This window comes from Variovorax sp. 22077 (assembly GCF_052044195.1).
GTDB lineage: Bacteria > Pseudomonadota > Gammaproteobacteria > Burkholderiales > Burkholderiaceae_C > Variovorax > Variovorax atrisoli.
In genome coordinates this window covers 229593-251397 of sequence record NZ_JBQEQC010000004.1, presented here as the reverse complement: position 1 = coordinate 251397, position 21805 = coordinate 229593, and the positions used below count along the sequence as shown (strand labels likewise).

At 67.8% G+C, this 21805-nt stretch carries 26 protein-coding genes; 12 read left to right on the top strand and 14 right to left on the bottom strand.

The annotated features are described in order from the left end of the window. Positions 1-5 precede the first annotated feature (5 nt). A complete protein-coding gene (locus ACTJLF_RS07660; RefSeq protein WP_440882782.1) occupies positions 6-2405 on the bottom strand; it encodes a YgiQ family radical SAM protein in 2400 nt (799 codons plus the stop codon). A 158-nt stretch (positions 2406-2563) separates the two neighbouring features. Between ACTJLF_RS07660 and ACTJLF_RS07655 the strand changes: the two genes are divergently transcribed. After that, positions 2564-3514 carry a bifunctional helix-turn-helix transcriptional regulator/GNAT family N-acetyltransferase gene (locus tag ACTJLF_RS07655; protein ID WP_440882842.1) on the top strand — a complete coding sequence of 317 codons (951 nt, stop codon included), beginning with the start codon at positions 2564-2566 and terminating at the stop codon, positions 3512-3514. Positions 3515-3636: 122 nt separating this feature from the next. Here the strand turns inward: ACTJLF_RS07655 and ACTJLF_RS07650 are convergent, their stop codons facing one another. The 4 genes from ACTJLF_RS07650 to ACTJLF_RS07635 form a co-directional block, all read right to left on the bottom strand. Next, positions 3637-4419 (bottom strand): 3-hydroxybutyrate dehydrogenase, encoded by a 783-nt coding sequence (locus ACTJLF_RS07650; protein ID WP_440882781.1) that lies wholly within the window; start codon positions 4417-4419, stop codon positions 3637-3639. 157 nt (positions 4420-4576) lie between these two features. Beyond that, complete coding sequence (locus ACTJLF_RS07645; protein ID WP_019653084.1) at positions 4577-5326, bottom strand: acetoacetate decarboxylase; 750 nt, start codon at positions 5324-5326, stop codon at positions 4577-4579. Between the two features lie 101 nt (positions 5327-5427). Further along, complete coding sequence (locus tag ACTJLF_RS07640; RefSeq protein ID WP_051127550.1) at positions 5428-6558, bottom strand: patatin-like phospholipase family protein; 1131 nt, start codon at positions 6556-6558, stop codon at positions 5428-5430. 142 nt (positions 6559-6700) lie between these two features. Further along, positions 6701-7150: a CHRD domain-containing protein gene (locus ACTJLF_RS07635; RefSeq protein ID WP_019653086.1), complete on the bottom strand. Its 450-nt coding sequence runs from the start codon at positions 7148-7150 to the stop codon at positions 6701-6703. A 116-nt stretch (positions 7151-7266) separates the two neighbouring features. Here ACTJLF_RS07635 and ACTJLF_RS07630 point away from each other — a divergent pair, with 116 nt between their 5' ends. Then, the gene (locus ACTJLF_RS07630; RefSeq protein WP_440882780.1) at positions 7267-7839 is read left to right on the top strand and encodes a DUF924 family protein; all 573 of its coding nucleotides are present in this window, start codon (positions 7267-7269) and stop codon (positions 7837-7839) included. Positions 7840-7864: 25 nt separating this feature from the next. Here ACTJLF_RS07630 and ACTJLF_RS07625 read toward each other — a convergent pair whose 3' ends face one another. Then, positions 7865-8788: a YihY/virulence factor BrkB family protein gene (locus tag ACTJLF_RS07625; protein ID WP_145759143.1), complete on the bottom strand. Its 924-nt coding sequence runs from the start codon at positions 8786-8788 to the stop codon at positions 7865-7867. Positions 8789-8886: 98 nt separating this feature from the next. On the opposite strand from ACTJLF_RS07625, the gene ACTJLF_RS07620 reads away from it, so the two are divergent. The 4 genes from ACTJLF_RS07620 to ACTJLF_RS07605 are packed head-to-tail and all read left to right on the top strand — an operon-like array spanning position 8887 to position 11542. Continuing rightward, the gene (locus ACTJLF_RS07620; protein ID WP_019653089.1) at positions 8887-9456 is read left to right on the top strand and encodes a chromate transporter; all 570 of its coding nucleotides are present in this window, start codon (positions 8887-8889) and stop codon (positions 9454-9456) included. Beyond that, positions 9453-10052: a chromate transporter gene (locus ACTJLF_RS07615; protein WP_019653090.1), complete on the top strand. Its 600-nt coding sequence runs from the start codon at positions 9453-9455 to the stop codon at positions 10050-10052. The genes ACTJLF_RS07620 and ACTJLF_RS07615 overlap by 4 nt, the downstream gene beginning before the upstream one ends. A gap of 34 nt (positions 10053-10086) precedes the next feature. Continuing rightward, the gene (locus ACTJLF_RS07610; RefSeq protein WP_354322828.1) at positions 10087-11061 is read left to right on the top strand and encodes an aldo/keto reductase; all 975 of its coding nucleotides are present in this window, start codon (positions 10087-10089) and stop codon (positions 11059-11061) included. A 4-nt stretch (positions 11062-11065) separates the two neighbouring features. Beyond that, on the top strand, positions 11066-11542 hold the full coding sequence (locus ACTJLF_RS07605) for a DUF3237 domain-containing protein (RefSeq protein ID WP_354322826.1): 477 nt from the start codon (positions 11066-11068) through the stop codon (positions 11540-11542). Here the strand turns inward: ACTJLF_RS07605 and ACTJLF_RS07600 are convergent. Continuing rightward, complete coding sequence (locus ACTJLF_RS07600; RefSeq protein WP_440882779.1) at positions 11539-12060, bottom strand: N-acetyltransferase family protein; 522 nt, start codon at positions 12058-12060, stop codon at positions 11539-11541. The two genes, ACTJLF_RS07605 and ACTJLF_RS07600, sit on opposite strands and share 4 nt — an antisense overlap. 63 nt (positions 12061-12123) lie before the next feature. Between ACTJLF_RS07600 and ACTJLF_RS07595 the strand changes: the two genes are divergently transcribed. The 3 genes from ACTJLF_RS07595 to ACTJLF_RS07585 all read left to right on the top strand — a co-directional run bounded on the left by ACTJLF_RS07595 (position 12124) and on the right by ACTJLF_RS07585 (position 14330). After that, the gene (locus ACTJLF_RS07595; protein WP_440882778.1) at positions 12124-12726 is read left to right on the top strand and encodes a helix-turn-helix domain-containing protein; all 603 of its coding nucleotides are present in this window, start codon (positions 12124-12126) and stop codon (positions 12724-12726) included. Positions 12727-12855: 129 nt separating this feature from the next. Then, positions 12856-13026 (top strand): hypothetical protein, encoded by a 171-nt coding sequence (locus ACTJLF_RS07590; RefSeq protein ID WP_019653095.1) that lies wholly within the window; start codon positions 12856-12858, stop codon positions 13024-13026. 107 nt (positions 13027-13133) lie between these two features. After that, positions 13134-14330: an NAD(P)/FAD-dependent oxidoreductase gene (locus ACTJLF_RS07585; protein WP_440882777.1), complete on the top strand. Its 1197-nt coding sequence runs from the start codon at positions 13134-13136 to the stop codon at positions 14328-14330. Here the strand turns inward: ACTJLF_RS07585 and rlmB are convergent. From rlmB to ACTJLF_RS07565, 4 genes are read right to left on the bottom strand one after another with little or no spacing between them, the layout of a single operon-like run. Then, complete coding sequence (gene rlmB / locus ACTJLF_RS07580; protein WP_093201517.1) at positions 14327-15073, bottom strand: 23S rRNA (guanosine(2251)-2'-O)-methyltransferase RlmB; 747 nt, start codon at positions 15071-15073, stop codon at positions 14327-14329. The genes ACTJLF_RS07585 and rlmB overlap by 4 nt on opposite strands. Positions 15074-15121: 48 nt before the next feature. After that, positions 15122-16105, bottom strand: coding sequence for a hypothetical protein (locus ACTJLF_RS07575; protein ID WP_440882776.1), 984 nt, complete (start codon positions 16103-16105; stop codon positions 15122-15124). 17 nt (positions 16106-16122) lie between these two features. After that, complete coding sequence (locus ACTJLF_RS07570) at positions 16123-16623, bottom strand: hypothetical protein (protein ID WP_440882775.1); 501 nt, start codon at positions 16621-16623, stop codon at positions 16123-16125. A 53-nt stretch (positions 16624-16676) separates the two neighbouring features. After that, the gene (locus ACTJLF_RS07565; protein WP_126184329.1) at positions 16677-17387 is read right to left on the bottom strand and encodes an ABC transporter ATP-binding protein; all 711 of its coding nucleotides are present in this window, start codon (positions 17385-17387) and stop codon (positions 16677-16679) included. Positions 17388-17423: 36 nt separating this feature from the next. Between ACTJLF_RS07565 and ACTJLF_RS07560 the strand changes: the two genes are divergently transcribed. Next, positions 17424-18071, top strand: coding sequence for an arylesterase (locus ACTJLF_RS07560; RefSeq protein WP_240650030.1), 648 nt, complete (start codon positions 17424-17426; stop codon positions 18069-18071). A gap of 61 nt (positions 18072-18132) precedes the next feature. Here the strand turns inward: ACTJLF_RS07560 and ACTJLF_RS07555 are convergent, their stop codons facing one another. Together ACTJLF_RS07555 and ACTJLF_RS07550 are read right to left on the bottom strand one after the other, a co-directional pair. Continuing rightward, positions 18133-18336, bottom strand: coding sequence for a hypothetical protein (locus ACTJLF_RS07555; protein WP_019653102.1), 204 nt, complete (start codon positions 18334-18336; stop codon positions 18133-18135). 129 nt (positions 18337-18465) lie between these two features. Continuing rightward, positions 18466-19659: a PLP-dependent transferase gene (locus tag ACTJLF_RS07550; protein ID WP_126184330.1), complete on the bottom strand. Its 1194-nt coding sequence runs from the start codon at positions 19657-19659 to the stop codon at positions 18466-18468. A 144-nt stretch (positions 19660-19803) separates the two neighbouring features. Here ACTJLF_RS07550 and ACTJLF_RS07545 point away from each other — a divergent pair, with 144 nt between their 5' ends. Then, positions 19804-20664 carry a helix-turn-helix domain-containing protein gene (locus ACTJLF_RS07545; protein ID WP_440882774.1) on the top strand — a complete coding sequence of 287 codons (861 nt, stop codon included), beginning with the start codon at positions 19804-19806 and terminating at the stop codon, positions 20662-20664. 96 nt (positions 20665-20760) lie between these two features. Continuing rightward, a complete protein-coding gene (locus tag ACTJLF_RS07540; RefSeq protein ID WP_019653105.1) occupies positions 20761-21210 on the top strand; it encodes a VOC family protein in 450 nt (149 codons plus the stop codon). Between the two features lie 21 nt (positions 21211-21231). Here ACTJLF_RS07540 and ACTJLF_RS07535 read toward each other — a convergent pair whose 3' ends face one another. Then, positions 21232-21756 (bottom strand): phosphoribosyltransferase, encoded by a 525-nt coding sequence (locus ACTJLF_RS07535; protein WP_019653106.1) that lies wholly within the window; start codon positions 21754-21756, stop codon positions 21232-21234. Positions 21757-21805: the final 49 nt, after the last annotated feature.

The following is a 21805-nucleotide window of genomic DNA, read 5'->3' as shown; positions in this document are numbered from 1 at the left end:
CCGGCTCAGCGCGGCTTGCGGATGTTGCCGCGCACCGGGCCGGCAGGCTTGCGCCCGGCCGTACCCGTACCCGAGCCGTTGTCGCGCGGCGGCAGGCCGGTGTGCTGCGTGAGGATGCGGCCCTTCGAGGGCTTCACCGGTGCCAGCCTGACCGGTGCGGCCTTGGCGGCAACGGGTGCCGCCGTCGAGTTCTTGCGGCGCGCGCTGGTGTAGCCGCCGTCGGTCATCGGCTGCCAGGTCGGGATGAGGTGGTGCTTGCCGTTGCCGATCAGGTCGGCGCGGCCCATGCTCTTGAGGGCCTCGCGCAGCAGCGGCCAGTTGTTGGCGTCGTGGTAGCGCAGGAAGGCCTTGTGCAGGCGGCGGCGCTTGTCGCCGCGCACGATGTCCACCGTCTCGCTCTCGCGCGTGATCTTGCGCAGCGGGTTGCGGTTGGAGTGGTACATCGCGGTGGCGGTGGCCATCGGGCTCGGGTAGAAGGTCTGCACCTGGTCGGCGCGGAAGCCGTTCTTCTTGAGCCAGATCGCGAGGTTCATCATGTCCTCGTCGCTGGTGCCCGGATGTGCGGCGATGAAGTACGGAATGAGGTACTGCTTCTTGCCAGCCTCGGCCGAGTACTTCTCGAACATCTGCTTGAACTTGTCGTAGCTGCCGATGCCGGGCTTCATCATCTTCGTGAGCGGGCCCTGCTCGGTGTGCTCGGGCGCGATCTTGAGATAGCCGCCCACGTGGTGCTGCACGAGCTCCTTCACGTACTCGGGCGACTGCACCGCCAGGTCGTAGCGCAGGCCGGAGCCGATCAGGATCTTCTTGATGCCCTTCAGCGCACGCGCCCGGCGGTAGATCTTGATCAGCGGGTCGTGGTTGGTGTTGAGGTTCTGGCAGATGCCCGGGTACACGCAGCTGGGCTTGCGGCAGGCGGCCTCGATCTCGGGCGACTTGCAGCCGATGCGGTACATGTTGGCGGTGGGTCCGCCGAGGTCGGAGATGGTGCCGGTGAAGCCCTTCACCGAATCGCGGATGGCCTCGACCTCCTTGATGATCGAGTCTTCGGAGCGGCTCTGGATGATGCGGCCCTCGTGCTCGGTGATGGAGCAGAAGGTGCAGCCGCCGAAGCAGCCGCGCATGATGTTCACGCTGAAGCGGATCATCTCCCACGCGGGAATCTTGGTCGCGCCGTCGTGGCTGCCGTTCTCATCGGCGTAGCGCGGATGCGGGCTGCGCGCGTACGGCAGGTCGAACACGTGGTCCATCTCGGCCGTGGTGAGCGGAATCGGCGGCGGGTTGATCCACACGTCGCGCGCCGTGGTGCCCTCGCCGTGCGCCTGCACCAGCGCGCGGGCGTTGCCGGGGTTGGTCTCCAGGTGCAGCACGCGGTTGGCGTGCGCGTAGAGCACCGGGTCGCTGCGCACCTGCTCGTAGGACGGCAGGCGGATCACCGAGCGCTCGCGCGGAGGCACCTTGGTCTTGCCCTTGCCCTGCAGCGCGGGGTTGGGCACGAAGTTCAGCGGCTTGATGGCGGGGTTGACGGCCGCAGAGCCCGCCGCCTCGGCTGCCTTCGCGACTGCCTCGGCCTCGTCTTCCTTTGCGCAGGTGGCGCCGTGGGCCTTGGCCTGGTCGGACACCATGAGGTACGGATTGACGTGCGCCTCGACGCGGCCGGGCTCGTCGACGCTGGTGGAGACGATCTCGAACCAGCCTTCCGGCGTCTCGCGCCGCACGAAGGCGGTGCCGCGCACGTCGGTGATCTGCTGGACCGGCTCCTTGGCTGCGAGGCGGTGCGCGATCTCGACGATGGCGCGCTCGGCGTTGCCGTACAGCAGCAGGTCGCACTTGGAGTCGACCACGATGGAGCGGCGCACCTTGTCCGACCAGTAGTCGTAATGGGCGATGCGGCGCAGCGAGCCCTCGATGCCGCCGAGGATGATCGGCACGTCGTTCCAGGCTTCCTTGCAGCGCTGCGAATACACGATGGCCGCGCGGTCGGGGCGCGCGCCGCCCACGTCGCCGGGGGTGTAGGCATCGTCGCTGCGGATCTTCCGGTCGGCCGTGTACCGGTTGATCATCGAATCCATGTTGCCGGCGGTGACGCCGAAGAACAGGTTCGGCTTGCCCAGCGCCTTGAAGGGCTCGGCGCTCTGCCAATCGGGCTGCGCGATGATGCCCACGCGGAAGCCCTGCGCCTCCAGCATCCGGCCGATGACCGACATGCCGAAGCTGGGATGGTCGACGTAGGCATCGCCGGTGACGACGATGATGTCGCAGCTGTCCCAGCCGAGCGCTTCCATCTCCTTGCGCGAGGTCGGCAGGAATTTCGCCGTGCCGAAACGGGCCGCCCAGTACTTGCGGTAGCTGGTCAGCGGCTTGGCGGCACGCGCGAAAAAGGAGACGTCGACGGGAGCGTTCATCGGTGGGAGTTGACAGCGCCGCGGGAGCGCCGTTGTGGGCAACCCTCGATTTTAGGGTTTTCCACCATGCCTGTCGCCCTGCGTTACCTGTGACCGGACTTTCCCGAAGGACTCATGCGCCGGCAATTTGATTGCCAAAGTCAACCAACCGAATGACAATGGCAACCATGTCCACGACTTCGCCTCCCATAGATACCGCCGCCGTCAAGGCGATCCGCCAGTTCAACCGCTTCTACACCCGCCGTATCGGCGCGCTCGACCCCTACCTGGGCAGCGCCATGTCGCTGACCGACGTGCGTGTCCTGTACGAGCTGGCGCACCGCGAGGTACCCGTCGCCAGCGAGATCGGACGTGACCTCGGGCTGGACGCGGGCTACCTGAGCCGCATCCTTCGCCGCTTCGAGAACGAAGGCTGGCTGGTGCGCGAGCCGCATCCGCGCGACGCGCGCCAGAGCGTGCTGCGCCTGACCGAGGCGGGCCACGCCGCTTTCGCGCCGCTGCAGCAGAAGTCGCGCGAGGAGGCAGCCGCCCTGCTCGCCTCGCTGGCCCCGGCGCAGCGCCAGCAGCTGGTGCACGCCATGGGAACGGTTCAGTCGCTGCTCGATCCCCAGGCGCCGCCGGAGAGGCCGCAGGCCGCCATCCTGCGGGAGCCCGGCCCCGGCGACATCGGATGGGTGGTGCAGCAGCACGGCGAGATCTACGCGCGAGAGTACGGCTGGAACAGCACCTTCGAGGCGCTCGTCGCGAACATCGCGGGCGAGTTCCTGCTCAAGTTCCAGCCCGAATGGGAGCGTTGCTGGATCGCCGAGCTCAACGGCGAGCGGGTCGGCTCGATCTTCGTGGTGCGCAAGTCGGCCACGGTGGCGCAACTGCGGCTCCTGATCCTCACGCCCGGCGCGCGCGGGCTGGGCCTGGGCGGCAAGCTGGTGGACGAATGCATCGCCTTCGCGCGCCTGAAGGGCTACCGCAAGATGGTGCTGTGGACCAACAGCTGCCTGACGGCCGCGCGCGGCATCTACGCCAGCCGCGGCTTCCAGCTCACAGGTTCCGAGCCGCACGAGGGATACGGCACGCCGCTGGTGGGCGAGACCTGGGAATTGAAGCTGTAGCAGGCCCTGCCTGACTGGCCCCTCCCCCTCTGGGGGAAGGTTGGGATGGGGGCAGGCAGAGCTTTCCATGGATACGCCGCGTGCCCCACCCCGGCCCTCCCCCAGAGGGGGAGGGAGAAGGCTCACTGCATGAACCAGCCGTGGCTCACCACGAGCGATTGACCCGTGAGCGCATTGGTCGGGAACCCCGCGAACAGCAGCGCCACACGCGCCACGTCTTCCGTGGTCGTGAACTCCCCGTCGACCGTCTCCTTCAGCATCACGTTCTTGATGACCTCCTGCTCGGTGATGCCCAGCGTCTTGGCCTGCTCGGGAATCTGCTTTTCCACCAGCGGCGTGCGCACGAAGCCCGGGCAGATCACGTTGGCGCGCACGCCGTGCTTGGCTCCTTCCTTCGCGACGGTCTTGGCCAGGCCGATGAGGCCGTGCTTGGCCGTCACGTAGGGCGCCTTCAGCAGCGAGGCCTCCTTGGAGTGCACCGAGCCCATGTAGATCACGCTGCCGCCGCGGCCCTGCGCGTACATGTGCTTCAGGCAGGCCTTGGTGGTGAGAAAGGCGCCGTCGAGGTGGATGGCGAGCATCTTCTTCCAGTCGACGAAGCTGAACTCCTCGACCGGATGCACGATCTGGATGCCGGCGTTGCTGATCAGGATGTCGATGCCGCCGAAGGCCGCGGCGCCCTCTTCCACCGAGGCGTTGACCTGGTCTTCGTTCGTCACGTCCACGCCCACGCCGATGGCCTGCGCGCCCGTGGCCTTGAGTTCGGCCGCGGTGGCGCCGGCCGCTTCCTTGTTCAGGTCGGCGATGATGATCTTCGCGCCTTCCTGGGCGAACAGGATGGCGATTTCCTTGCCGATGCCGCTGGCCGAGCCGGTGATGTAGGCGACCTTGTCCTTGAGTTGCATGGTGATGTCCTTGAGGGTTGAGGAGAGAGAAGGATGAATTCCTGCGCCGTTTCCGAATCGGGAGACACTGCGGATCCGGCTTGGCCGGGCCGCAAGTGTCGCGCCCGGCGAGGGGATTGGCGAAGCGACACGAAGTGCGCGCAGCCTGGGGCCGTGCTCATTTCATGTAGTCGTGTTCCACGGTGCCCAGCGCGAGCGTCATGTCCGCGATGTAGTGCACCGCCGACTCCACCTTGCGCACCGGCAGGTCGGCCACCGGCGCCAATGCGTGCGGATGCAGTTCGAGCGAGCCGGGCCCGCCCCACGCGCCGTGCAGCGTCACGTCGACCATGTGATAGCGCACCAGCTCGCAGATGCGCGCGGTGCCGTCGACGTGCGGAATGATCTTGAGCAGGAAGTTCGGCTGCGCGATGCCCGCGAGGATGGGCGCCGGATCGAGCGTGCGGTGCTTGAAGCCCATCGTGGCCTTCGCCACGCGCACCTTGCCGTAGTCGAGCGTGCCGACCACCACGTCGGTCTCGTAGTCGAGCACCGGAGATGCGAGCTTCTTCGGGAAGCCCCAGAGCTCGCGCCCGCCTGCAATGGGCGGATGGTCGTTCAGGTACATCGCATGCACGTAGGCGCCCTTCTCCACGCCCTTGTCGGTGCGCAGCTGCACCGGAATGACCTGGCCCGACTCGGTGTAGTCGCCAAAGCCGGTGGAATCGGGCATGCGGATGAACTCGTACTTGACCAGCGGCTCGACGACTTCGAGCGGCTCGGGCACCACCGCGCGCAGAGCCTCGATGTCGGTGCGGTACGTGATGATCAGGAATTCGCGCCTGATGAATCGGTAGGGACCCGGCGGAAAGGCGGGGCTGGTCAGCGGCATCGCGAATGCCGTTCGTCGCACGTCTTCAATGTTCATGATGCAAACATTTCCTCCTGGTGAAGCTGAAGCGTTGAATTGACGGCCCAGTCTCGCGCTGGTTTCTTAGCCGGGGCTGAATCGCCGCTCGCCCAGGCGGCTCATCGCGACAGCCCCGGCCGCTTGACGCGCCCCGAGCCGTGCTCGCCGAGGTCGAAGGTGGTCACGCCGTTCACGGTCGCATCGGCGCGCAGCGTCTCGGGGTGGGCCAGGGTCACGCGCATGTCGCGCGCGCCGGTCTCCCAGTGCTCTTCGACCGCGGCGCGCGAGAACTCGTAGTCCTTCGATTCCAGTTCGTAGGGCTTGTCGCGGTAGATCAGGTGGAAGATGTCGATCGGCTCGTGCGTGAGCTGCGACTGCACCTCGTGGACGCTGGGATCGTTGCGCAGGTTGGCGGGCAGCTTGGAGATCAGGTCTGCAATGGCCTGCTGCAGGTTCATGTTGGCGGCCAGCGCGTCGGTGTTCATGCGGGTGCGGCTGGAGTAGGTGATGTCCTTCTGCCGCTCCATCACGCCAGCCATGTTGCGGGGCATCTCGCCGCGGGCGTTGAACAGGTCGACCTGCAGCACCACCAGTGGCTCGTTGCGCGGGTGCGTGTCGAGCACGTACTGCAGCGGCGTGTTCGAGACGATGCCGCCGTCCCAGTAGTCGTCGCCGTCGATGCTCACCGGCGCGAAGCCGGGTGGCAGCGCGCCGCTGGCCATGATGTGCTCGGGCCCGATGCGCTGGCGCGTGTTGTCGAAGTACACCGAGTTGCCGGTGCGCACGTTCACCGCGCCCACGCTGAAGCGGGCCTCGCAGGCGTTGATGCGGTCGAAGTCGACGAGGCGCTCCAGCGTCGACTTCAGCGGCGAGGTGTCGTAGTAGCTCAGCAGCGGCGCGGCGCCCCCGAGCAGGAAGGCCGGCGAATAGCGCGGCTCGAAGAAACCCGGAATGCCCACCAGGGAAGCCATGGTCGCGCTGTACTGGTTCTGCATGGCCCGGTCGCCCAGCCATGAAGGCAGCCGCTGCGAAGGCCCGGAGGACACGAGGTGCCAGAACTCGCGCAGCCGGTCGACCCGTTTTTCCTGCGCGTTGCCTGCGATCAGCGCGGCGTTGATGGCGCCGATGGAGACGCCGGCGATCCAGTGCGGCTGCAGGTCGGTCTCGCTGAGCGCCGCGTACACGCCGGCCTGGTAGGCGCCGAGCGCGCCGCCGCCCTGCAGCACCAGCGCCTTGCGGGCGGTACGCATGTCCTCGCGGCGCGAGGCGAAGGGGTCGAGGGGCTTGGAGGCGGCACGGGTTTTCTTCTTCGGGGGTGTCGTCGTCATGCGTTCATTTGACACCACTCCCGATACAAAAACCTGACCAGGGGTCGCCGCCCCCGGCACGATCTCACATCTTCGGCAGCAGCTGCCCGCGGATCTCGCCGCCGGGGTTGGCGGCCGTGTGGACGTTGGCGTACCACTTGCCAGCCGACAGGTCCGCGGCCTGGGCCGGCGTGAGCGTGGCCTGGCCTTCGATCGGGCTCGCCGGGTTGGCGAAGGGCAGCACCACGCCCGCATTCGCGCCCGCCGCGGCCGGGCCATGGAAGTGCGCCATGGTGGCCGGCCCGCTCAGGCCCGTGTAGGTGATCTTGTACTTGAGCACGTTGGTGTCCCGGTCGAGCCAGGCCTCCGCCATGCCGCTGCCGCGGGTCATGTTCGGCGGTACTTCGCTGGCCGCGTTCATCGCACCGCTGAAGCTCGCGACGTTCGACTTCGACATCATTCCGCAGCCGGCCAGCGCGGCACCGGCAACGCCGGCGACGAGCGCCGCACGCAAAAGAGAGCCATATTTGGTCATGAGCGTGATCTCCTGGTTGTGAATGCGACGACAGCATAGGCAGCTGCACGGGATCTGTCCTGTCGGCCATCGCCCCGACTTGGGGCTGCGCGCTCGACCTGAAAGAGAATGTGTCGATGACCTCCCCCGCTTCCACGACCCTCTCCAACTCGCTTCCCCCGGCCCGCGACGTCGTCGATTTCTGGACCGAAGCGGGCCCCGAGCGCTGGTTCGCCAAGAACGACGCCTTCGACGCCGCCTTCATCTCCCGCTTTGCCGACGCCCACCAGGCCGCAGCCCGCGGAGAACTCGACCACTGGGCCGCCGACGGCCAGGGCGCATTGGCGCTGATGGTGCTGCTCGACCAGTTCCCGCGCAACGCCTGGCGCGGCAATCCGCACATGCTGGCCACCGACGGAAAGGCCCTGGCGGCGGCGAAGCAGGCGATCGAGGCAGGCTTCGACCGGGAGTGCGACCCTGCACTGAGACGCTTCTTCTACCTGCCCTTCATGCATTCGGAAGTGCTGGCCGAGCAGGAGCGCTCGGTGGAACTCAACGCCGCGCTCGACGACAACACCCAGCGCTTCGCCGTGCTGCACCGCGACATCGTCGCGCGCTTCGGCCGCTTTCCACACCGCAACAGGATGCTCGGGCGCCCCAGCACGGCGCAGGAGCAGAAGTTCCTGGACGAAGGCGGCTTCGCGGGCTGACCCGCGCAAAGCGTAGAGGTGGCGCTCAGTCGTCGTTGTGCGGCAGCGGCAGCTCGCGCGTGGGCGAAGGGTTCAGCTCGGCGATGCCCTCGGTGTTCTTCATCGAGCCGTAGGTGCGCGCATAGACCCAGGTGAACTCCGCGCCCAGCAGGAAGATCTGCGCCGAGTAGTACACCCACACCAGCACCACCACCAGCGAGCCCGCCGCGCCATAGCCCGAGGCCACGCTGCTCTTGCCGATGTACAGGCCGATCAGGTGCTTGCCGACGGTGAACAGCAGCGCCGTCACCGCCGCGCCCACCCACACGTCGCGCCACTGCACCTTCACGCGCGGCATGATCTTGTAGATCATCGCGAAGATCACCGTCACCATCGCGAAGCTGAAGACGAAGTTGACGACCTGCGCCGTCGTCTCCCAGGCGCCGAACATCGGCGACCACCACTTGCCCAGCGCCGCGAGCGCCGCGCTCGCCACCAGCGACACCATGAGCAGGAAGCCGATGCCCATGATCATGCTGAACGACAGCAGCCGCACACGCAGCATGTTGAACAGGCCCTTGTTCTTGACGCGGGCCGGCGCGCGCCAGATGCGGTCGAGCGCGTCCTGAAGTTCGCCGAAGACGGTGGTGGCACCCACCACCACCAGCCCGATGCCGATCACCGTGGCGACGATGCCCTCGGCCGGCTTGTTGACGGCCTTCAGCATGCCCTGCACCGCCGCCGCGCCCTGCTCGCCCATCAGGCCCGAGAGCTGGGCGAAGATCTCGCCGCGCGCGGCGTCCTGCCCGAAGACCAGCCCGGCCACCGCGATCACGATCAGCAGCAGCGGCGCGATCGAGAACACCGTGTAGTAGGCGAGCGCGGCGCCCATGCTCGGGGCGTAGTCGTTGGACCACGAATTGAAGGCCCGGCGGCAGAGATCGAAGAGCGCGCGCAATTGCGTGACCATGCTGGAATGTCCTCCTTGAAACCCTTGAAGCGGCCGGGCACCGCCGTGTCGCGGCGGCGCCCGGCATGTCGAATGCCTGCCTACGATAATCGCTCGACATGCAACCGTCTCCTCCTGCAGCCCATCCCCAGTCGCCGCGCGACCTTTTTGTCTCGTTCACCTGGCTCGCGCTGCAGGGCTTCGGCGGAGTCCTCGCCATCGTCCAGCGCGAGATGGTCGAAAAGAAGAAATGGCTCACGCCCGAGCAGTTCCTCGAGGACTGGGCCGTGGCGCAGGTGATGCCGGGGCCCAACGTGATCAACCTCGCGCTGATGATCGGCGACCGCTACTTCGGCCTGCGCGGCGCGCTGGCGGCGGTGGCGGGCATGCTGACCATTCCGCTGGTGGTGATCCTCGCTCTGGCCGTGCTGTACGCGCACTATGCGGGCAATCCGCAGGTGGCGGCGGCGCTGCGGGGCATGGGGGCCGTCTCGGGCGGGCTGATCGCCGCCACGGGCGTCAAGCTGGTGCCGCAGCTGCGCAAGCACCCGCTGGGCTTCGCGACCTGCCTGGTCATCATGGCGCTGGTGTTCGTGGCCATCGCGGTGCTGAAGATTCCGCTGGGCTGGGTGCTGCTGGTGCTCGGCGGCGCGGCCTGCATCTGGACCTGGAAGAGGATCGCCCCATGACCATCGCCATGCAATGGCACGACTGGCTGGCCCTCCTCGGGCAGTACATGCTGCTGTCGCTGCTTTCGATCAGCGGCGCCATCACCACGGTGCCCGACATGCACCGCTACCTCGTCACGCAGCACGGCTGGCTCACCGACGCGCAGTTCAGCTCCTCGGTCGCAATCGCGCAGGCGGCGCCCGGGCCCAACGTGCTGTTCGTGGCGCTGATGGGCTGGAACGTGGGGCTCAATGCCGGCGGCGGCATCGGCGCCGGGCCGCATGCCTGGGTGCTCGGGCTCTTCGGCCTGCTGGTCACGATGCTGGGCATCATGCTGCCGAGCACCACCCTCACCTACTTCGCCACCCGCTGGGGCCACCGCAACCGCACGCGCCGCGAGGTCCGCGCCTTCAAGCAGGGCATGGCGCCCGTGGTGGTCGGGCTGCTGATCGCCACCGGCTGGGTGCTGGCAGCAGGAAACCATGCCGGCGATGCGCCCGCGTGGCACCTGTGGCTGCTGACCGGCGCTGCCGCGCTTATCGTCTGGCGCACGCGCATCCACCTGCTCTGGCTGCTCGGCGCCGGCGCGGTGCTGGGCGCCGTGGGCTTCGTCTGAACTTTCCCATCCTCTTCATCAGGAACACATCGACATGTCGCAACTTCGCCCGCTCGGCCGCTCCGGCCTCCAGGTTTCCCCGCTCGCCTTCGGCGGCAACGTGTTCGGCTGGACCGTCGACGAGGCCGCCTCGTTCAAGCTGCTCGATGCCTGGCTGGACGCCGGCTTCAACTTCGTCGACACCGCGGACGTGTACTCGGCCTGGGTGCCGGGCCACACCGGCGGCGAGTCGGAGACCATCATCGGCAAGTGGCTCAAGCAGAGCGGCAAGCGCAACCGCGTGGTGCTGGCCACCAAGGTCGGCAAGCCGATGGGCGAAGGCAAGGTGGGCCTCGCGCCCAAGTACATCCGCGAAGCCGTGGAGGCCTCGCTCAAGCGCCTGCAGACGGACTACATCGACCTCTACCAGTCGCACGACGACGACGCCAACACCCCGCTGGAGGAGACGCTCGGCGCCTTCGACGAGCTGATCAAGGAAGGCAAGGTGCGCGCGATCGGCGCATCGAACTACACCGCGCCGCGCCTGGCCGAGGCGCTCGACGTGTCGGAACGCCTGGGCATCGCCCGCTACGAGAGCCTGCAGCCGCTGTACAACCTCTACGATCGCGCGGTGTTCGAAGACGAGCTGGAGCCCCTGTGCATCAAGCGCGAAGTGGGCGTGATCAACTTCTACGCACTGGCCGCAGGCTTCCTCACGGGCAAGTACCGCACCGAGGCCGACGCGTCCAAGAGCGCGCGCGGCGCCAACACCACCAGGAAGTACCTCAACGAGCGCGGCCTGCGCATCCTCGATGCGCTCGACAAGGTGGCCCAGCAGTACAACGCCAAGCCGGGCCAGGTGGCTATCGCGTGGCAGATCGCGCGCCCGGGCGTGACGGCGCCGATCGCCAGCGCCACCTCCATATCGCAGCTCGAGGAGCTCGTGGTCGCGACGCAACTCAAGCTGGACGCAGGCACCATCGAGATGCTCGACCGCGCCAGCGCCGAAATGGCGAAGCCCGCAGCCTGACCCGATGAGCACCTTCGACGCCATCGCCGCTCCCAAGCTGGAGCATTTCGCCGACCTGAGCATCCAGGTGGGCGTGCCGCAGGTGCTGGGCAGTAGTCCGCGCGGGCTGCGCCGCGTGGTGCCGATCCTCGGCGGCGAGGCCACCGGCCACGGCTGGCGTGCGCGCGTGCTGCCGGGCGGCAGCGACTTCCAGCTGATCGTGAGCGACACGCTCTCGGAGCTCGACGCGCGCTACGGCCTCGAGACCGACGCGGGCGACCTGATCTACGTGCACAACAGCGCGATGCGCAGCGCCTCGCCCGAGGTGATGGCCAGGCTGCTGCGCGGCGAGCCGGTCGATCCCTCGCAGGTGTATTTCCGCTGCAGTCCGCGCTTCGAGACCGCGTCGGCGTCGCTGAAGTGGATCAACGAGCGCATGTTCACCGGCGCCGGCGTGCGCAACCCGGCCGAGGTGGTGATGCGCTTCTTTGCCTTGAACTAGCCGTCGACCGGGTTCAGCGGCGTGGCGAGGATGCGCTGGTAGAAGGCCACGTCCAGCCAGCGCCCGAACTTGAATCCCGCCTGGCGCACCGTGCCCGAGTGCTCGAAGCCCAGGCTCTGGTGCAATGCAATGCTGCCGGCGTTGGCCGCGTCGATGGCGCCGACCATCACGTGGACGTCACGCTTGACCGCCTCTTCGACGATGGCCTCCATCAGCGTGCGGCCCAGGCCCTTGCCGCGGTGCGCGCTGTCGACGTAGACCGAGTGCTCCACCGTGTACTTGTAGGCGGGAAAGGCGCGGAAAGTGCCGTAGCTCGCGAAGCCCAGCAGCTTGCCGCTTTCGTCCTCGACCCCGATCACCGGAAAGCCGTTGGCGCGCTTGGTGGCGAACCAGGTCACCATGTTCTCGGACGTGCGCGGCTTGTAGTCGTACAGGGCGGTGGAGGTGACGATGGCCTCGTTCAGGATGGCCAGGATCGCGGCGGCGTGGGCTTCTTCGGTGCACGTGATGAGACGCATGGTGCGGGTCCTCGTTCGGATTTCATTGAAACTTCGTTCAATATATGAGAATAATAATCTCATATGGGAAACGATTCATCTCCTGATCCAGCTTCCGCCAGCATTGCCGGCCGGAGCATCGACCTGCTGATAGCCTCCCGGCTGCTGGCCCTGCGCCAGTCGCAGGGCCTGAGCCTCGCGGACCTGGCCGAGCGCTCGGGCGTGAGCAAGGCCATGATCTCCAAGGTGGAGCGCGCCCAGAGCAGCCCCACGGCGGTGCTGCTTGGCAAGCTGGCCGCGGGGCTGGGCGTGCCGCTGGCGCAACTGCTGACGGAGGAAAAGGCGCAGCCCCAGCGGCTGCGCAGGCGCACCGAGCAGGAGGTGTGGCGCGACCCGCAGGCAGGCTACCTGCGGAGGCAGGTCGCCGAGCGCCAGGCGGGCAGCGGAGTCGAGATGGTCGAGATCGAATTGCCGCGAGAGGCTCGGGTCGACTATCCACGCTGGAGCGGCAAGCCGTACCGGCAATGCCTCTGGATGCTCGAAGGCGAATTGCAGGTGGACTACGGCGACGAGCGCTTCGAGCTCGCACCGGGCGACCGCCTGGACTTCGGCGTGGACCGGCCGCTGGTCTTCAAGGCGCTCGGCGGCAGCGCCTGCCGCTACCTGCTGGTGGCGAGCCCCGAGTAGGTCCGCAGCGCGCGGAAATCGCGTACCCACTCGGTAGGCACCCTCCCACAAGCACATCCGGCACGCACCGGTGCTGCGCGCCGCGGCGCCGGGAATACTGCGAGGCATCCAGACTTTAGGAGGAACACGATGTCTTTCGCGCTCTACATGATCGGTTTCCTGATCTTCCTGGCAGGCGTCGCCTGGGGTGCCTCGGTGGCCGGCGTGCCCACGCTCTACATCGGCATCGGTGCGGTGATCCTGCTGGGCATCGGCATCTTCAGCGCGGTGGGCCGCACGCGAGGCAAGGACCCGTCCTGAGCCTGGTCCTGAGTTCACGCGGGCTTCACGCCGCCCGCACATCGGGTCGCTAACTTCGCAGCGCGCATCGCATCAAGCGATGCGCGTTGCTTCAAGTCAGCGGCCCCATGCATACATCCACCAGCCTCTTCTCCCCGCTTCTCCCCTCCGCCTCTTCCGCGGCACCCGCACCGGCTTCCTATGCCGGCAGTGGCACGGGAACCCTCAAGGTGGACCTGCTCGTCGTGGGCGCGAGCTTCGCGGGCCTCGCCTGCGCCCGCGCCGCAGCGCTCGCCGGACTCAGCGTGATGGTGCTGGAGAAGAAGACCGCTGCGGGCGCCAAGCTCCACACCACCGGCATCATCGTCAAGGACGCGGTCGACAGCGTGCCATGGCTGGCCGAGGTGCCTCCAGCGCTGGTCCGCCGCATCGAGGGCGTGCGGCTCTATGCCCCCGACATGCACCACGTCGACCTGCATGCGCCGGGCTACTGGTTCTGGGCCACCGACGCACCCGCGCTGCTCGACTGGATGGTGGACTCGGCCCGGAACAGCGGTGTCGACGTGCGGCTGGGCACGCTGTTCGAACAGGCGCTGTGGCTCGACGGCCACTGGGAAGTGCCGTTGACGCAGGGTCCCTGCATCAAGGCGACATACCTCGTCGGCGCAGACGGTCCGCATTCGCGCGTCGCCAAGGCGCTGGGCCTGTCGCGCAACACGCGCTTTCTCTACGGCGTGGAGCACGAGTACCAGGGCGCGAAGATGGCACCCGACCTGCTCCATTGCTTCATCGACCGCAAGCTGGCACCCGGCTATATCGGCTGGGCGCTCAAAGGCGTGGGCGTCAGCCAGATCGGGCTGGCACGTCGCGTGGGGCACAGCGACGCGGGCGCGCTGAAGCTCGATCCGCTGCTGCGAAAGATCGCCCCTGCCGTCACGCCCGGCGATGCGCCGCCCGTCGCGGTTCGCGCGGGCATGATCCCCTGCGGCGGGGTGCTGCCCGTGGTGGCGCGCGATCGGGCGCTGCTGGTGGGCGATGCGGCCGGCATGGTGTCGCCGGTGACTGCGGGCGGCATCCACACCGCCCTGCTTCATGGGCAGCGCGCAGGCGAGGCGGTGGCGCAGTTCATCCGGGGCGAGGTGGGCGACCCGGCCACGTGGTTCGTGCGCGGCTACCCTGGCTTCAGGCTCAAGCGCGCGCTGCGCTGGGCCTTCGACCATTTCCAGAACGACTGGATGTTCAACCGCCTGCTGGGCACGCCGCAGATGCGGCGGGTGGCGGAACTGATCTATTTCCACCGCAAGGGTGGATCGCCGAGGGATTAGGCGCTTCGCTGGCGCAACGCCTCGTACAGGCACACGCCGCTGGCCACCGAGACGTTCAGGCTCTCGACCGCCCCGGCCATCGGAATGCTGACGAGCTCGTCGCAGGTCTTGCGCGTGAGCTGGCGCATGCCCTCGCCCTCGGCGCCCAGCACCAGCGCCAGCGGGCGCTTGAAGTCGCTCTGGTAGATGGTGCCCGGCGCGTCGTCGCTGGTGCCCACGCACCAGATGTTGCGCTCCTTGAGTTCGTTCAGCGTGCGCGCAAGGTTGGTGACCATGAAGTACGGCACCGTCTCGGCCGCGCCGCTCGCCACCTTGGCGACGGTGGCGTTGATGCCTGCCGCATGGTCCTTGGGGGCGATGACCGCGTGCGCACCGGCGCCGTCGGCCACCCGCAGGCAGGCGCCGAGGTTGTGCGGATCGGTCACCCCGTCGAGCACCAGCAGCAGCGGCACGGTGCCGGCCTCTTCGAGGCCTTCGAGCAGTTCGTCCAGGGAGCGGACCTGGGCGACGGGCTCGACCCGCGCCACCACGCCCTGGTGGCCGTGGCTGCCGCTGAGCTTGGAAAGCCGGGCACCGTCGGCCTCGATCAGGCGCACGCCCGTTTCCTGCGCGCGGGCCAGGAACTGTTTCATGCGCGCATCGCGGCGGCTGGCGTCGAACAGGACTTCGAGCACCGACTTCGGCGCGGTCTTGAGGCGCACGCCCACGGCATGGAAGCCGAAGATCACTTTGGGGGAAGACATCCGTGGATTATCCCTGCCCCCTCGGGGTGGCCCCGTGCGCCTGTTCGCTCAGGCGATCGGCAGGCCGCTGAGCGCGCGGGTGCGCTCGTCGTGAAGCTCCTGGACCGCCTGCGCCTTCGGATGCACCTTCGCGCCGTTGCCCACGCTCTCCAGGTACTGGCAGGCGGCGTGACCTTCGGCAGCCTTCTCGTAGCGAGAGATCCAGGCGTCGCGCACGGGCAGCTTGTCCGGCGACACCGGCCATACGCCCGGCCGCGGCCGGATGTGGTCGCCGATGCCGATGCGCCAGGGCTTGGCGCTCACGCGGGCGCGAAAGCAGTTCTGGTTGCGGCACATGCGCGCGTAGACCTTGTCGACGCCCAGCGCGTGGAAGCAGTCGGCCACCGCGGTGTCGGAAGGATTGAACACGTCGTGCATCGCCAGCAGCCGGAAACCCGCGGGTGTGCGGTAGACGCGCAGGTGCCAGTCGGGATGCTGATGGACGAAACGCGCGATGCGCTCGGCGGCGCGCTTCTCGGGCGACGGGTTGCCGCTGGGCTCGCCGCGCTTCTTGCGCTGGCCGATGAACCAGGCCACGGCGAAGACGATGAGGCCCGCGATCAGCCCGCCCAGCCACGTCCTGGCGGCCCAACCGCCGACCACGCCTGCGATCAGTGCCGGCACCAATGCGAAGCCGAAAACGCTGCCGCGCAGAGGCTCCTCGAAGTCGATGTCGACGAACAGCACGTCGGGTGTGTTGAGGCAGCGCGCGCCGTAGCCGTTGCGCGTGACGACGGCGTCGCCCTGGCGCTCGACGATCTCCTCGCGGATCGGAACGCCCTCGGCGCCGTTGTATGCCAGCTTGCGCTCGCGACGCTCGAGGTCCTCGCCCTTGTGGGCGATGCGGTCGAAGGCCTCGCGGGTGCGCTGGTCGGCATGCGCCTGCGCGGCCACGGGGCTCTCGTCGGACCAACCGTAGCGGCGCACGGTGATCTGCTTGCCGGCCACGCGCTCCTGGATGCGGCCTTCGGCCCAGAACTGGGGAACGATCATCTATGGGTCTTCTCGATTCAGGCCTTCGGGCCGAACAGCAGCCACACCATGACCGCCGCCAGCAGGACGATGAGCACCGGCAGCCACTTGTAGCCGCTGTCGTGCACGCGGCCCGGCTCGTCCATGGGACGCCGGGGCATGTGCTGGGTCAGGGGGCCGAAGGCGCCCAGGGTCGGATCGTCATGGTTGTCGACCAGCCGCTTGGCCGCCGCGAGGCTCAGGCCGGTGGCCTCACGCGTGAGGCGGATCGCCTCGATCTTGTTGCCCTGTGCCAGCGCCGTGAGGGCAGTGGAAGGCATCGACGCGAAGCCGCGGTCCTGCCTTGCCGCGGTGGGGCCGCCCTGACCGCCTGCCACCATGGGATCGCCTTCGCCCGCCTCCTGCCGATCGACGAAGCGATCGACCGCCTCCTTGCACGACTTCAAGTCCATGCCCGTGCGGTCGCGCACGATCTTGATGGCCTCGATCATCCTGCCCCGCTGCAGCGCCAGGACGGCGTCGGGCGGAAGTTCCTCCATGAACATCTCCTTTGAATGTGGCCTGCTATTTATTTAATAGCTTATTGCTCTTGTCAGGCAGGCGCCAGAGCCACTTTTTCATTAAGTGCGACGCGTCCGGCCTCGATGGTGATGCGCCGTTCGCAACGCGCCGCGATGCCGCGGTCGTGGGTGACGAGCACGAGCGTGGTGCCCAGTTCGCGGTTGAGGTCGAACATCAGCTGCATGACCTGCTCGCCGGTGGCGAAGTCCAGGCTGCCCGTCGGTTCGTCGGCCAGCAGCAGCGCAGGCTGTACGACGAAGGCACGGGCCAGCGCCACGCGCTGCTGCTCGCCGCCGGAGAGCACCTTCGGGTAGTGGCTCAGGCGCTGGCCGAGGCCGACGCGGCCGAGCATCTCGGTGGCGGCCTTGCGGGCGTCCTTGCGGTTGGCCAGCTCCAGCGGGAGCATCACGTTCTCGAGAGCGCTCAGGTTGCCCAGCAGCTGGAAGCTCTGGAACACGAAGCCCACGCGCTGCGCACGGACGGCGGCGCGCTCGTCCTCGTCGATGGCGAAGATGTCCTGCCCCGCCAGCTTCACGGTGCCGCGCGTGGGCGTATCCAGCCCGGCGATGATCGACAGCAGCGTGCTCTTGCCCGAGCCGGAGGCGCCGACGATGGCGGCGGTTTCCCGCGCGCCGAGGGTGAAATCGATGTCCTGCAGAATGTCCAGCGTGCCTGCCGAATCGGTGACGGACTTGAACACATGCTCGACGGCGACAATGGCATCAGACGGGGGTTGGGACATGGAAAGGCTCTGGTTTTGAATCGACGTGACTTTATCTTGACCACCACCGCGCTCGGCAGCGCGGGGATATGGACGACGGCGGCGCAGGCCCAGGCCTCGTCTTCCACGGCTGCCTCGGGCAAGCCGGTGATCCTGGTGCTCGGCGATTCGCTGAGCGCAGAGTACGGCCTCAAGCGCGGCGAAGGCTGGGTACCCTTGCTCGAGAAAAGGCTTGCGCAGCAGAAGATTTCTGCAACCGTGGTCAACGCCAGCATCAGCGGCGACACCAGCTCCGGCGGCCGCGCCCGCTTCGCGCCGCTGCTCGCGCAGCACAAGCCCAGCCTGGTGGTGCTCGAACTCGGTGCCAACGACGCGCTGCGCGGGCTGCCGCTTTCCGACACCGAGAGCAACCTGATGCAGATCACCAAGGCCGCCCAGGCCGCGGGCGCGAAGGTGCTGATCGTCGGCATCCAGGTGCCGCCCAACTACGGGGCCGACTACACGCGGCGCTTCGAGGCGGTGTTCTCCAAGGTGGCCACAGCGACCAAGTCGGCGCTCGTGCCCTTCCTGCTCAAGGGCGTGGCCGACGCGCCCGATGCGCTCTCGCTGTTCCAGGCCGACCGCATCCACCCGACGGCGGCTGCGCAGCCCCAGCTGCTCGACAACGTCTGGGCCGAGCTGCGCAAGATGTTGCCCAAGCAATGAAAAAGCCGCCGCGGGCGATTGCCTGCGGCGGCTTTTTTGATGGATCGGCGAGCTGGGTGGATCAGCCGTTCTTGGTGGGCAGGTCCGGCACCGTGGGCGGATCGCGCTCGAGCGAGGCAACGTCGGTTTCGGGATCTCCGGGCGCAAGCCCTTCGCTGCTGGGATTGAGCTTGCGGTTCGCCTTCTCGCGAAGCTTTTCTTCCTTCTTCTTCTTCTTGGCCAGCTCCTTCTGTCGCTTTTCGTAGCCGTAGTTGGGTGTTGCCACTGCTTCTCCTTGAGGCGAGGCGGTCGGGTTGACTGCCGTGTCCTACTGTAAGCGATAAAGGTGCAGTCTCAAGGAGGTACCCCATGACGCGATCGAGGCAACAGGACGCCGGCTGCGCGATGCGATTTCTTACATCCGCGCCAGCGCCTGCTGAAGATCGGCGCGCAGGTCTTCCACGTCCTCCAGGCCGATGGAAAAACGCACGAGCGTACCCTTGTAGGGCCAGCGCGCCACGCTCGCGTCGCGCATCAGGCCGATGTCGTAGGGCACGACGAGGCTGATCGGCCCGCCCCACGAATAGCCGAGGCGAAAGAGCTGCAGGCCGTCGCAGAAGCGGTCGACCTGCTCGGTGCTGAAGCGCTCGTCGAACACCACCGAGAACAGGCCGGCAGCCAGGTTGGTTTCGCCGCACAGCGCGCGCCAGTGGGCATGGCCGGGCGAGTCCTCGAGCGCAGGATGCAGCACCTGCGCGATCTCCTCGCAGCCGTTGAGCCAGCCGGCCAGCTCGCGCGCCGCGCGGTCGTGGGCCGCGTAGCGCAGCGCGATGCTGGGCAGCGAGCGCAGCAGCGTCTCTACGTCGCCCACGCCGATGCCGAAGCCCATGCGCATGTGCGTGAGCTTGAGCGCGCGGTGCAGGCGCTCGTCGCGCGTGGTCACGCTGCCCATGAGCACGTCGCCGCCGCCGCTGGGGTACTTGGTGAGCGCGTGCACCGAGATGTCGACGCCCTGCCCGCTGCCGTTGAAATCGAAGGGTGCGAAAGCCAGGCCTGCGCCCCAGGTGTTGTCGAGGGCGGTCAGCACGCCGCGCGAGCGGCAGATGCTCGCCAGCGCTGGCAGGTCGGGGAACTCCATGGTGACCGAGCCGGCCGCTTCCAGCCACACCAGCCGCGTGCGATCGGAGAGCTTGGCGGCGAGGTCGGCCGGGTTCATCGCATCGTAGAGGCGGTGTGTGATGCCGAAGTTGGCCAGCTCGCCGGTGGCCAGCGCCTTGTTCGGGCCGTAGGCGTTGTCGGGGATCAGCACCTCGTCGCCGGTCTTGAGAAAGGCGAAGGAGACCAGGGAGATGGCGGCCAGCCCGCTGGGCACGAGCAGGCATTCGGTGCCGCCCTCGAGCGTGGCCAGTCGCTCTTCCAGGGTGAAAGTGGTGGGCGTGCCGTGCAGGCCGTAGGTGTAGCCGGCCTTGGTGCGCCAGTCGCGCGCGCGCATGGCGGCCACGTCGGCGAAGAACACGGTCGATGCCTTGAACACGCCGGGCTGCGGCGCGGAGAAGGTGGCGGGCGGGACGTAGGGGTGATGGATCAGGTTCGTGGAAGGCTTGCTCATGGGTGCATGCTAGCGCGAGCGGCCTTGGAGGCTTTCCGGGACCTATTGGGTAGCCTCCGGCGGCCCTTGCGCGAAGCTTCGGTCGCACAATGGGCCGATCGGCCGGTGCCCCGTTCCGCCCTTCATGAAGGAAGCCCCGAGACAGTGCAGCTGACGCGCCCCCCTCCTCCCCGCCTGCGGCCCTTCGTGCGGCTGATGTGGGCTTCATCGCCCGACGGCGCGCCAGCGGAGCGGCCGGGCGCGCGGGAGCACGTGCTGCCCACCGGCGGCATGCACCTGGTCTTCCGGCTCTCGGGGCCCTCCCTGCGCCTCTTTCGCGGCGATGCCGATTCGCTCGGCTTCACGGTGGGCCACGCGATGGTGGGCGGAACCCGCTCGGTCTTCTACGTGCGAGACGTCTCGGTGGTTACGCGCTCGGTCGGCGTCATGCTGCAGCCGGGCGCGGCCATGGCACTGCTTGGAGCGCCGGAAGACGCGCTGGCCGAGCAGCACACCCCGCTCGAAGCACTCTGGGGCGCGGACGCGGGCTTCGCGCTCGAGCGGCTGCAGGCGGCCGATTCCCTGCCGCGTCAGCTCGACATCGTCGCCGCGCTGCTCGAAGCGCGCCTTGCCTCTTCCGCAGCGCACGGAATGCATCCTGCGGTGGCGCAGGCACTGGCCCGGATGTCCGGCGCGAGCGCCACGGACGACGACGAGCAGGCAATCGCCATCGGCCGGCTGGTGAAACAGAGCGGCTACAGCCACAGGCGCTTCATCGCGCTCTTTCGCGGCATGACCGGGCTGGCGCCCAAGCAGTACGCGCGCATGCTGCGCTTCGATCGCCTGCTCGGGCAGTTCGCCATCGCTCCCGGGCGGCCCTGGGTCGAGCTGGCGCTGGAAGCCGGCTACACCGACCAGGCGCATCTCAACCGCGACTTCCGGGCCATCGCGGGCATGTCGCCGCAGACCTATCGGCGTGCGGCGCCGGCTTCCCCGAGGCACGTGCGCATCGAGGCAAAAGACTGAGCCCCGGGTAGCGGCAGGTCAAATTTGTCCAAGACGGCACGCGCGACGAACACCAGAATCGCGCCCACTCCACTCAACCGAAGGAACACGCAGGCCATGGCAATCCACGAACTGTTCCCGTACCTCTGCGTCCACGATGCAGGCGCGGCCATCGATTTCTACTGCAAGGTCTTCGAGGTGAAGGAGATCTTCCGGCTCACCGAGCCGAGCGGGCGCATCGGCCACGCGGAACTGGACTTCCACAACGGCGCGATCCTGATGATTTCCGACGAGTTCGCCGAGTGCAACATCCACAGCGCCCGGACGCTGGGCGGCACGGCCGTCACGCTGCACCTGCATGTGGACGACGCCGACGCCGTCGTGGCGCGCGCCGTCGAGGCGGGCGCCACGCTCGACATGGCGCCGCAGGACCAGTTCTATGGGGAACGCTCCGGCGTCTTTCGCGACCCCTTCGGCCATCGCTGGAACGTGGGGCACAGCATCGAGAAGCTGACGCCGCAGGAGATGCAGCGGCGCTACACCGCCATGTTCACCGACGCCGGGTGACCGTGCGCCGGCAGGGTCGGATCAGACCGACCACTTCTCGATCAGCTTCTCGGCGCCGAGCGAGTCGTAGCCCTCGAAGGGCTGATGGATCCAGGGGTTGGTCGGCAGGTACTCGACCGAGTAGTCGGGCGTGAAGGTCGACAGTGCCTTGGTCCAGATCACCGCGCTGCGCAGCTCGGTGATCGGCTTGTAGTTGTTGCGCAGCATGTCCATCACCGCGTGCAGCGTGTGGCCGGAGTCGGCCAGGTCGTCGACCAGCAGCACCTTGCCTGCGATCTCGCCCTTGGGCGTGGTGATGTAGCGGGCGATGTCGAGATGGCCCTGCACCGTGCCGGCATCGGCGCGGTACGAGCTGGTCGACATGATCGCCAGCGGCTTGTCGAAGATGCGCGAGAGCACGTCGCCGGGGCGCATTCCGCCGCGCGCCAGGCACAGGATGGTGTCGAACTGCCAGCCCGACTGGTGCACCTTGATCGCGAGCTTCTCGATCAGGTTGTGGTACTCGTCGTAGCTGACGTAGAGATGCTTGCCGTCTTCAGTCAACATAGCGTGGGTCTTCCTTCAATGTCTCTTCTTTGGGAACACCGCGGAACCG

What these genes read in the sequence shown, in the direction of transcription:
- ACTJLF_RS07610 (WP_354322828.1), top strand. Translation starts at nt 10,087, where the DNA reads ATGTCGCAACTTCGCCCGCTCGGCCGCTCCGGCCTCCAGGTTTCCCCG.
- ACTJLF_RS07595 (WP_440882778.1), top strand. Translation starts at nt 12,124, where the DNA reads ATGGGAAACGATTCATCTCCTGATCCAGCTTCCGCCAGCATTGCCGGC.
- rlmB (WP_093201517.1), bottom strand. Translation starts at nt 15,073, where the DNA reads ATGTCTTCCCCCAAAGTGATCTTCGGCTTCCATGCCGTGGGCGTGCGC.
- ACTJLF_RS07565 (WP_126184329.1), bottom strand. Translation starts at nt 17,387, where the DNA reads ATGTCCCAACCCCCGTCTGATGCCATTGTCGCCGTCGAGCATGTGTTC.
- ACTJLF_RS07570 (WP_440882775.1), bottom strand. Translation starts at nt 16,623, where the DNA reads ATGGAGGAACTTCCGCCCGACGCCGTCCTGGCGCTGCAGCGGGGCAGG.
- ACTJLF_RS07590 (WP_019653095.1), top strand. Translation starts at nt 12,856, where the DNA reads ATGTCTTTCGCGCTCTACATGATCGGTTTCCTGATCTTCCTGGCAGGC.
- ACTJLF_RS07640 (WP_051127550.1), bottom strand. Translation starts at nt 6,558, where the DNA reads ATGCGTACCGCCCGCAAGGCGCTGGTGCTGCAGGGCGGCGGCGCGCTC.
- ACTJLF_RS07655 (WP_440882842.1), top strand. Translation starts at nt 2,564, where the DNA reads ATGGCAACCATGTCCACGACTTCGCCTCCCATAGATACCGCCGCCGTC.
- ACTJLF_RS07615 (WP_019653090.1), top strand. Translation starts at nt 9,453, where the DNA reads ATGACCATCGCCATGCAATGGCACGACTGGCTGGCCCTCCTCGGGCAG.
- ACTJLF_RS07625 (WP_145759143.1), bottom strand. Translation starts at nt 8,788, where the DNA reads ATGGTCACGCAATTGCGCGCGCTCTTCGATCTCTGCCGCCGGGCCTTC.
- ACTJLF_RS07635 (WP_019653086.1), bottom strand. Translation starts at nt 7,150, where the DNA reads ATGACCAAATATGGCTCTCTTTTGCGTGCGGCGCTCGTCGCCGGCGTT.
- ACTJLF_RS07540 (WP_019653105.1), top strand. Translation starts at nt 20,761, where the DNA reads ATGGCAATCCACGAACTGTTCCCGTACCTCTGCGTCCACGATGCAGGC.
- ACTJLF_RS07535 (WP_019653106.1), bottom strand. Translation starts at nt 21,756, where the DNA reads ATGTTGACTGAAGACGGCAAGCATCTCTACGTCAGCTACGACGAGTAC.
- ACTJLF_RS07630 (WP_440882780.1), top strand. Translation starts at nt 7,267, where the DNA reads ATGACCTCCCCCGCTTCCACGACCCTCTCCAACTCGCTTCCCCCGGCC.
- ACTJLF_RS07605 (WP_354322826.1), top strand. Translation starts at nt 11,066, where the DNA reads ATGAGCACCTTCGACGCCATCGCCGCTCCCAAGCTGGAGCATTTCGCC.
- ACTJLF_RS07600 (WP_440882779.1), bottom strand. Translation starts at nt 12,060, where the DNA reads ATGCGTCTCATCACGTGCACCGAAGAAGCCCACGCCGCCGCGATCCTG.
- ACTJLF_RS07585 (WP_440882777.1), top strand. Translation starts at nt 13,134, where the DNA reads ATGCATACATCCACCAGCCTCTTCTCCCCGCTTCTCCCCTCCGCCTCT.
- ACTJLF_RS07550 (WP_126184330.1), bottom strand. Translation starts at nt 19,659, where the DNA reads ATGAGCAAGCCTTCCACGAACCTGATCCATCACCCCTACGTCCCGCCC.
- ACTJLF_RS07575 (WP_440882776.1), bottom strand. Translation starts at nt 16,105, where the DNA reads ATGATCGTTCCCCAGTTCTGGGCCGAAGGCCGCATCCAGGAGCGCGTG.
- ACTJLF_RS07650 (WP_440882781.1), bottom strand. Translation starts at nt 4,419, where the DNA reads ATGCAACTCAAGGACAAGGTCGCCTACATCACCGGCTCGGCCAGCGGC.
- ACTJLF_RS07645 (WP_019653084.1), bottom strand. Translation starts at nt 5,326, where the DNA reads ATGAACATTGAAGACGTGCGACGAACGGCATTCGCGATGCCGCTGACC.
- ACTJLF_RS07660 (WP_440882782.1), bottom strand. Translation starts at nt 2,405, where the DNA reads ATGAACGCTCCCGTCGACGTCTCCTTTTTCGCGCGTGCCGCCAAGCCG.
- ACTJLF_RS07620 (WP_019653089.1), top strand. Translation starts at nt 8,887, where the DNA reads ATGCAACCGTCTCCTCCTGCAGCCCATCCCCAGTCGCCGCGCGACCTT.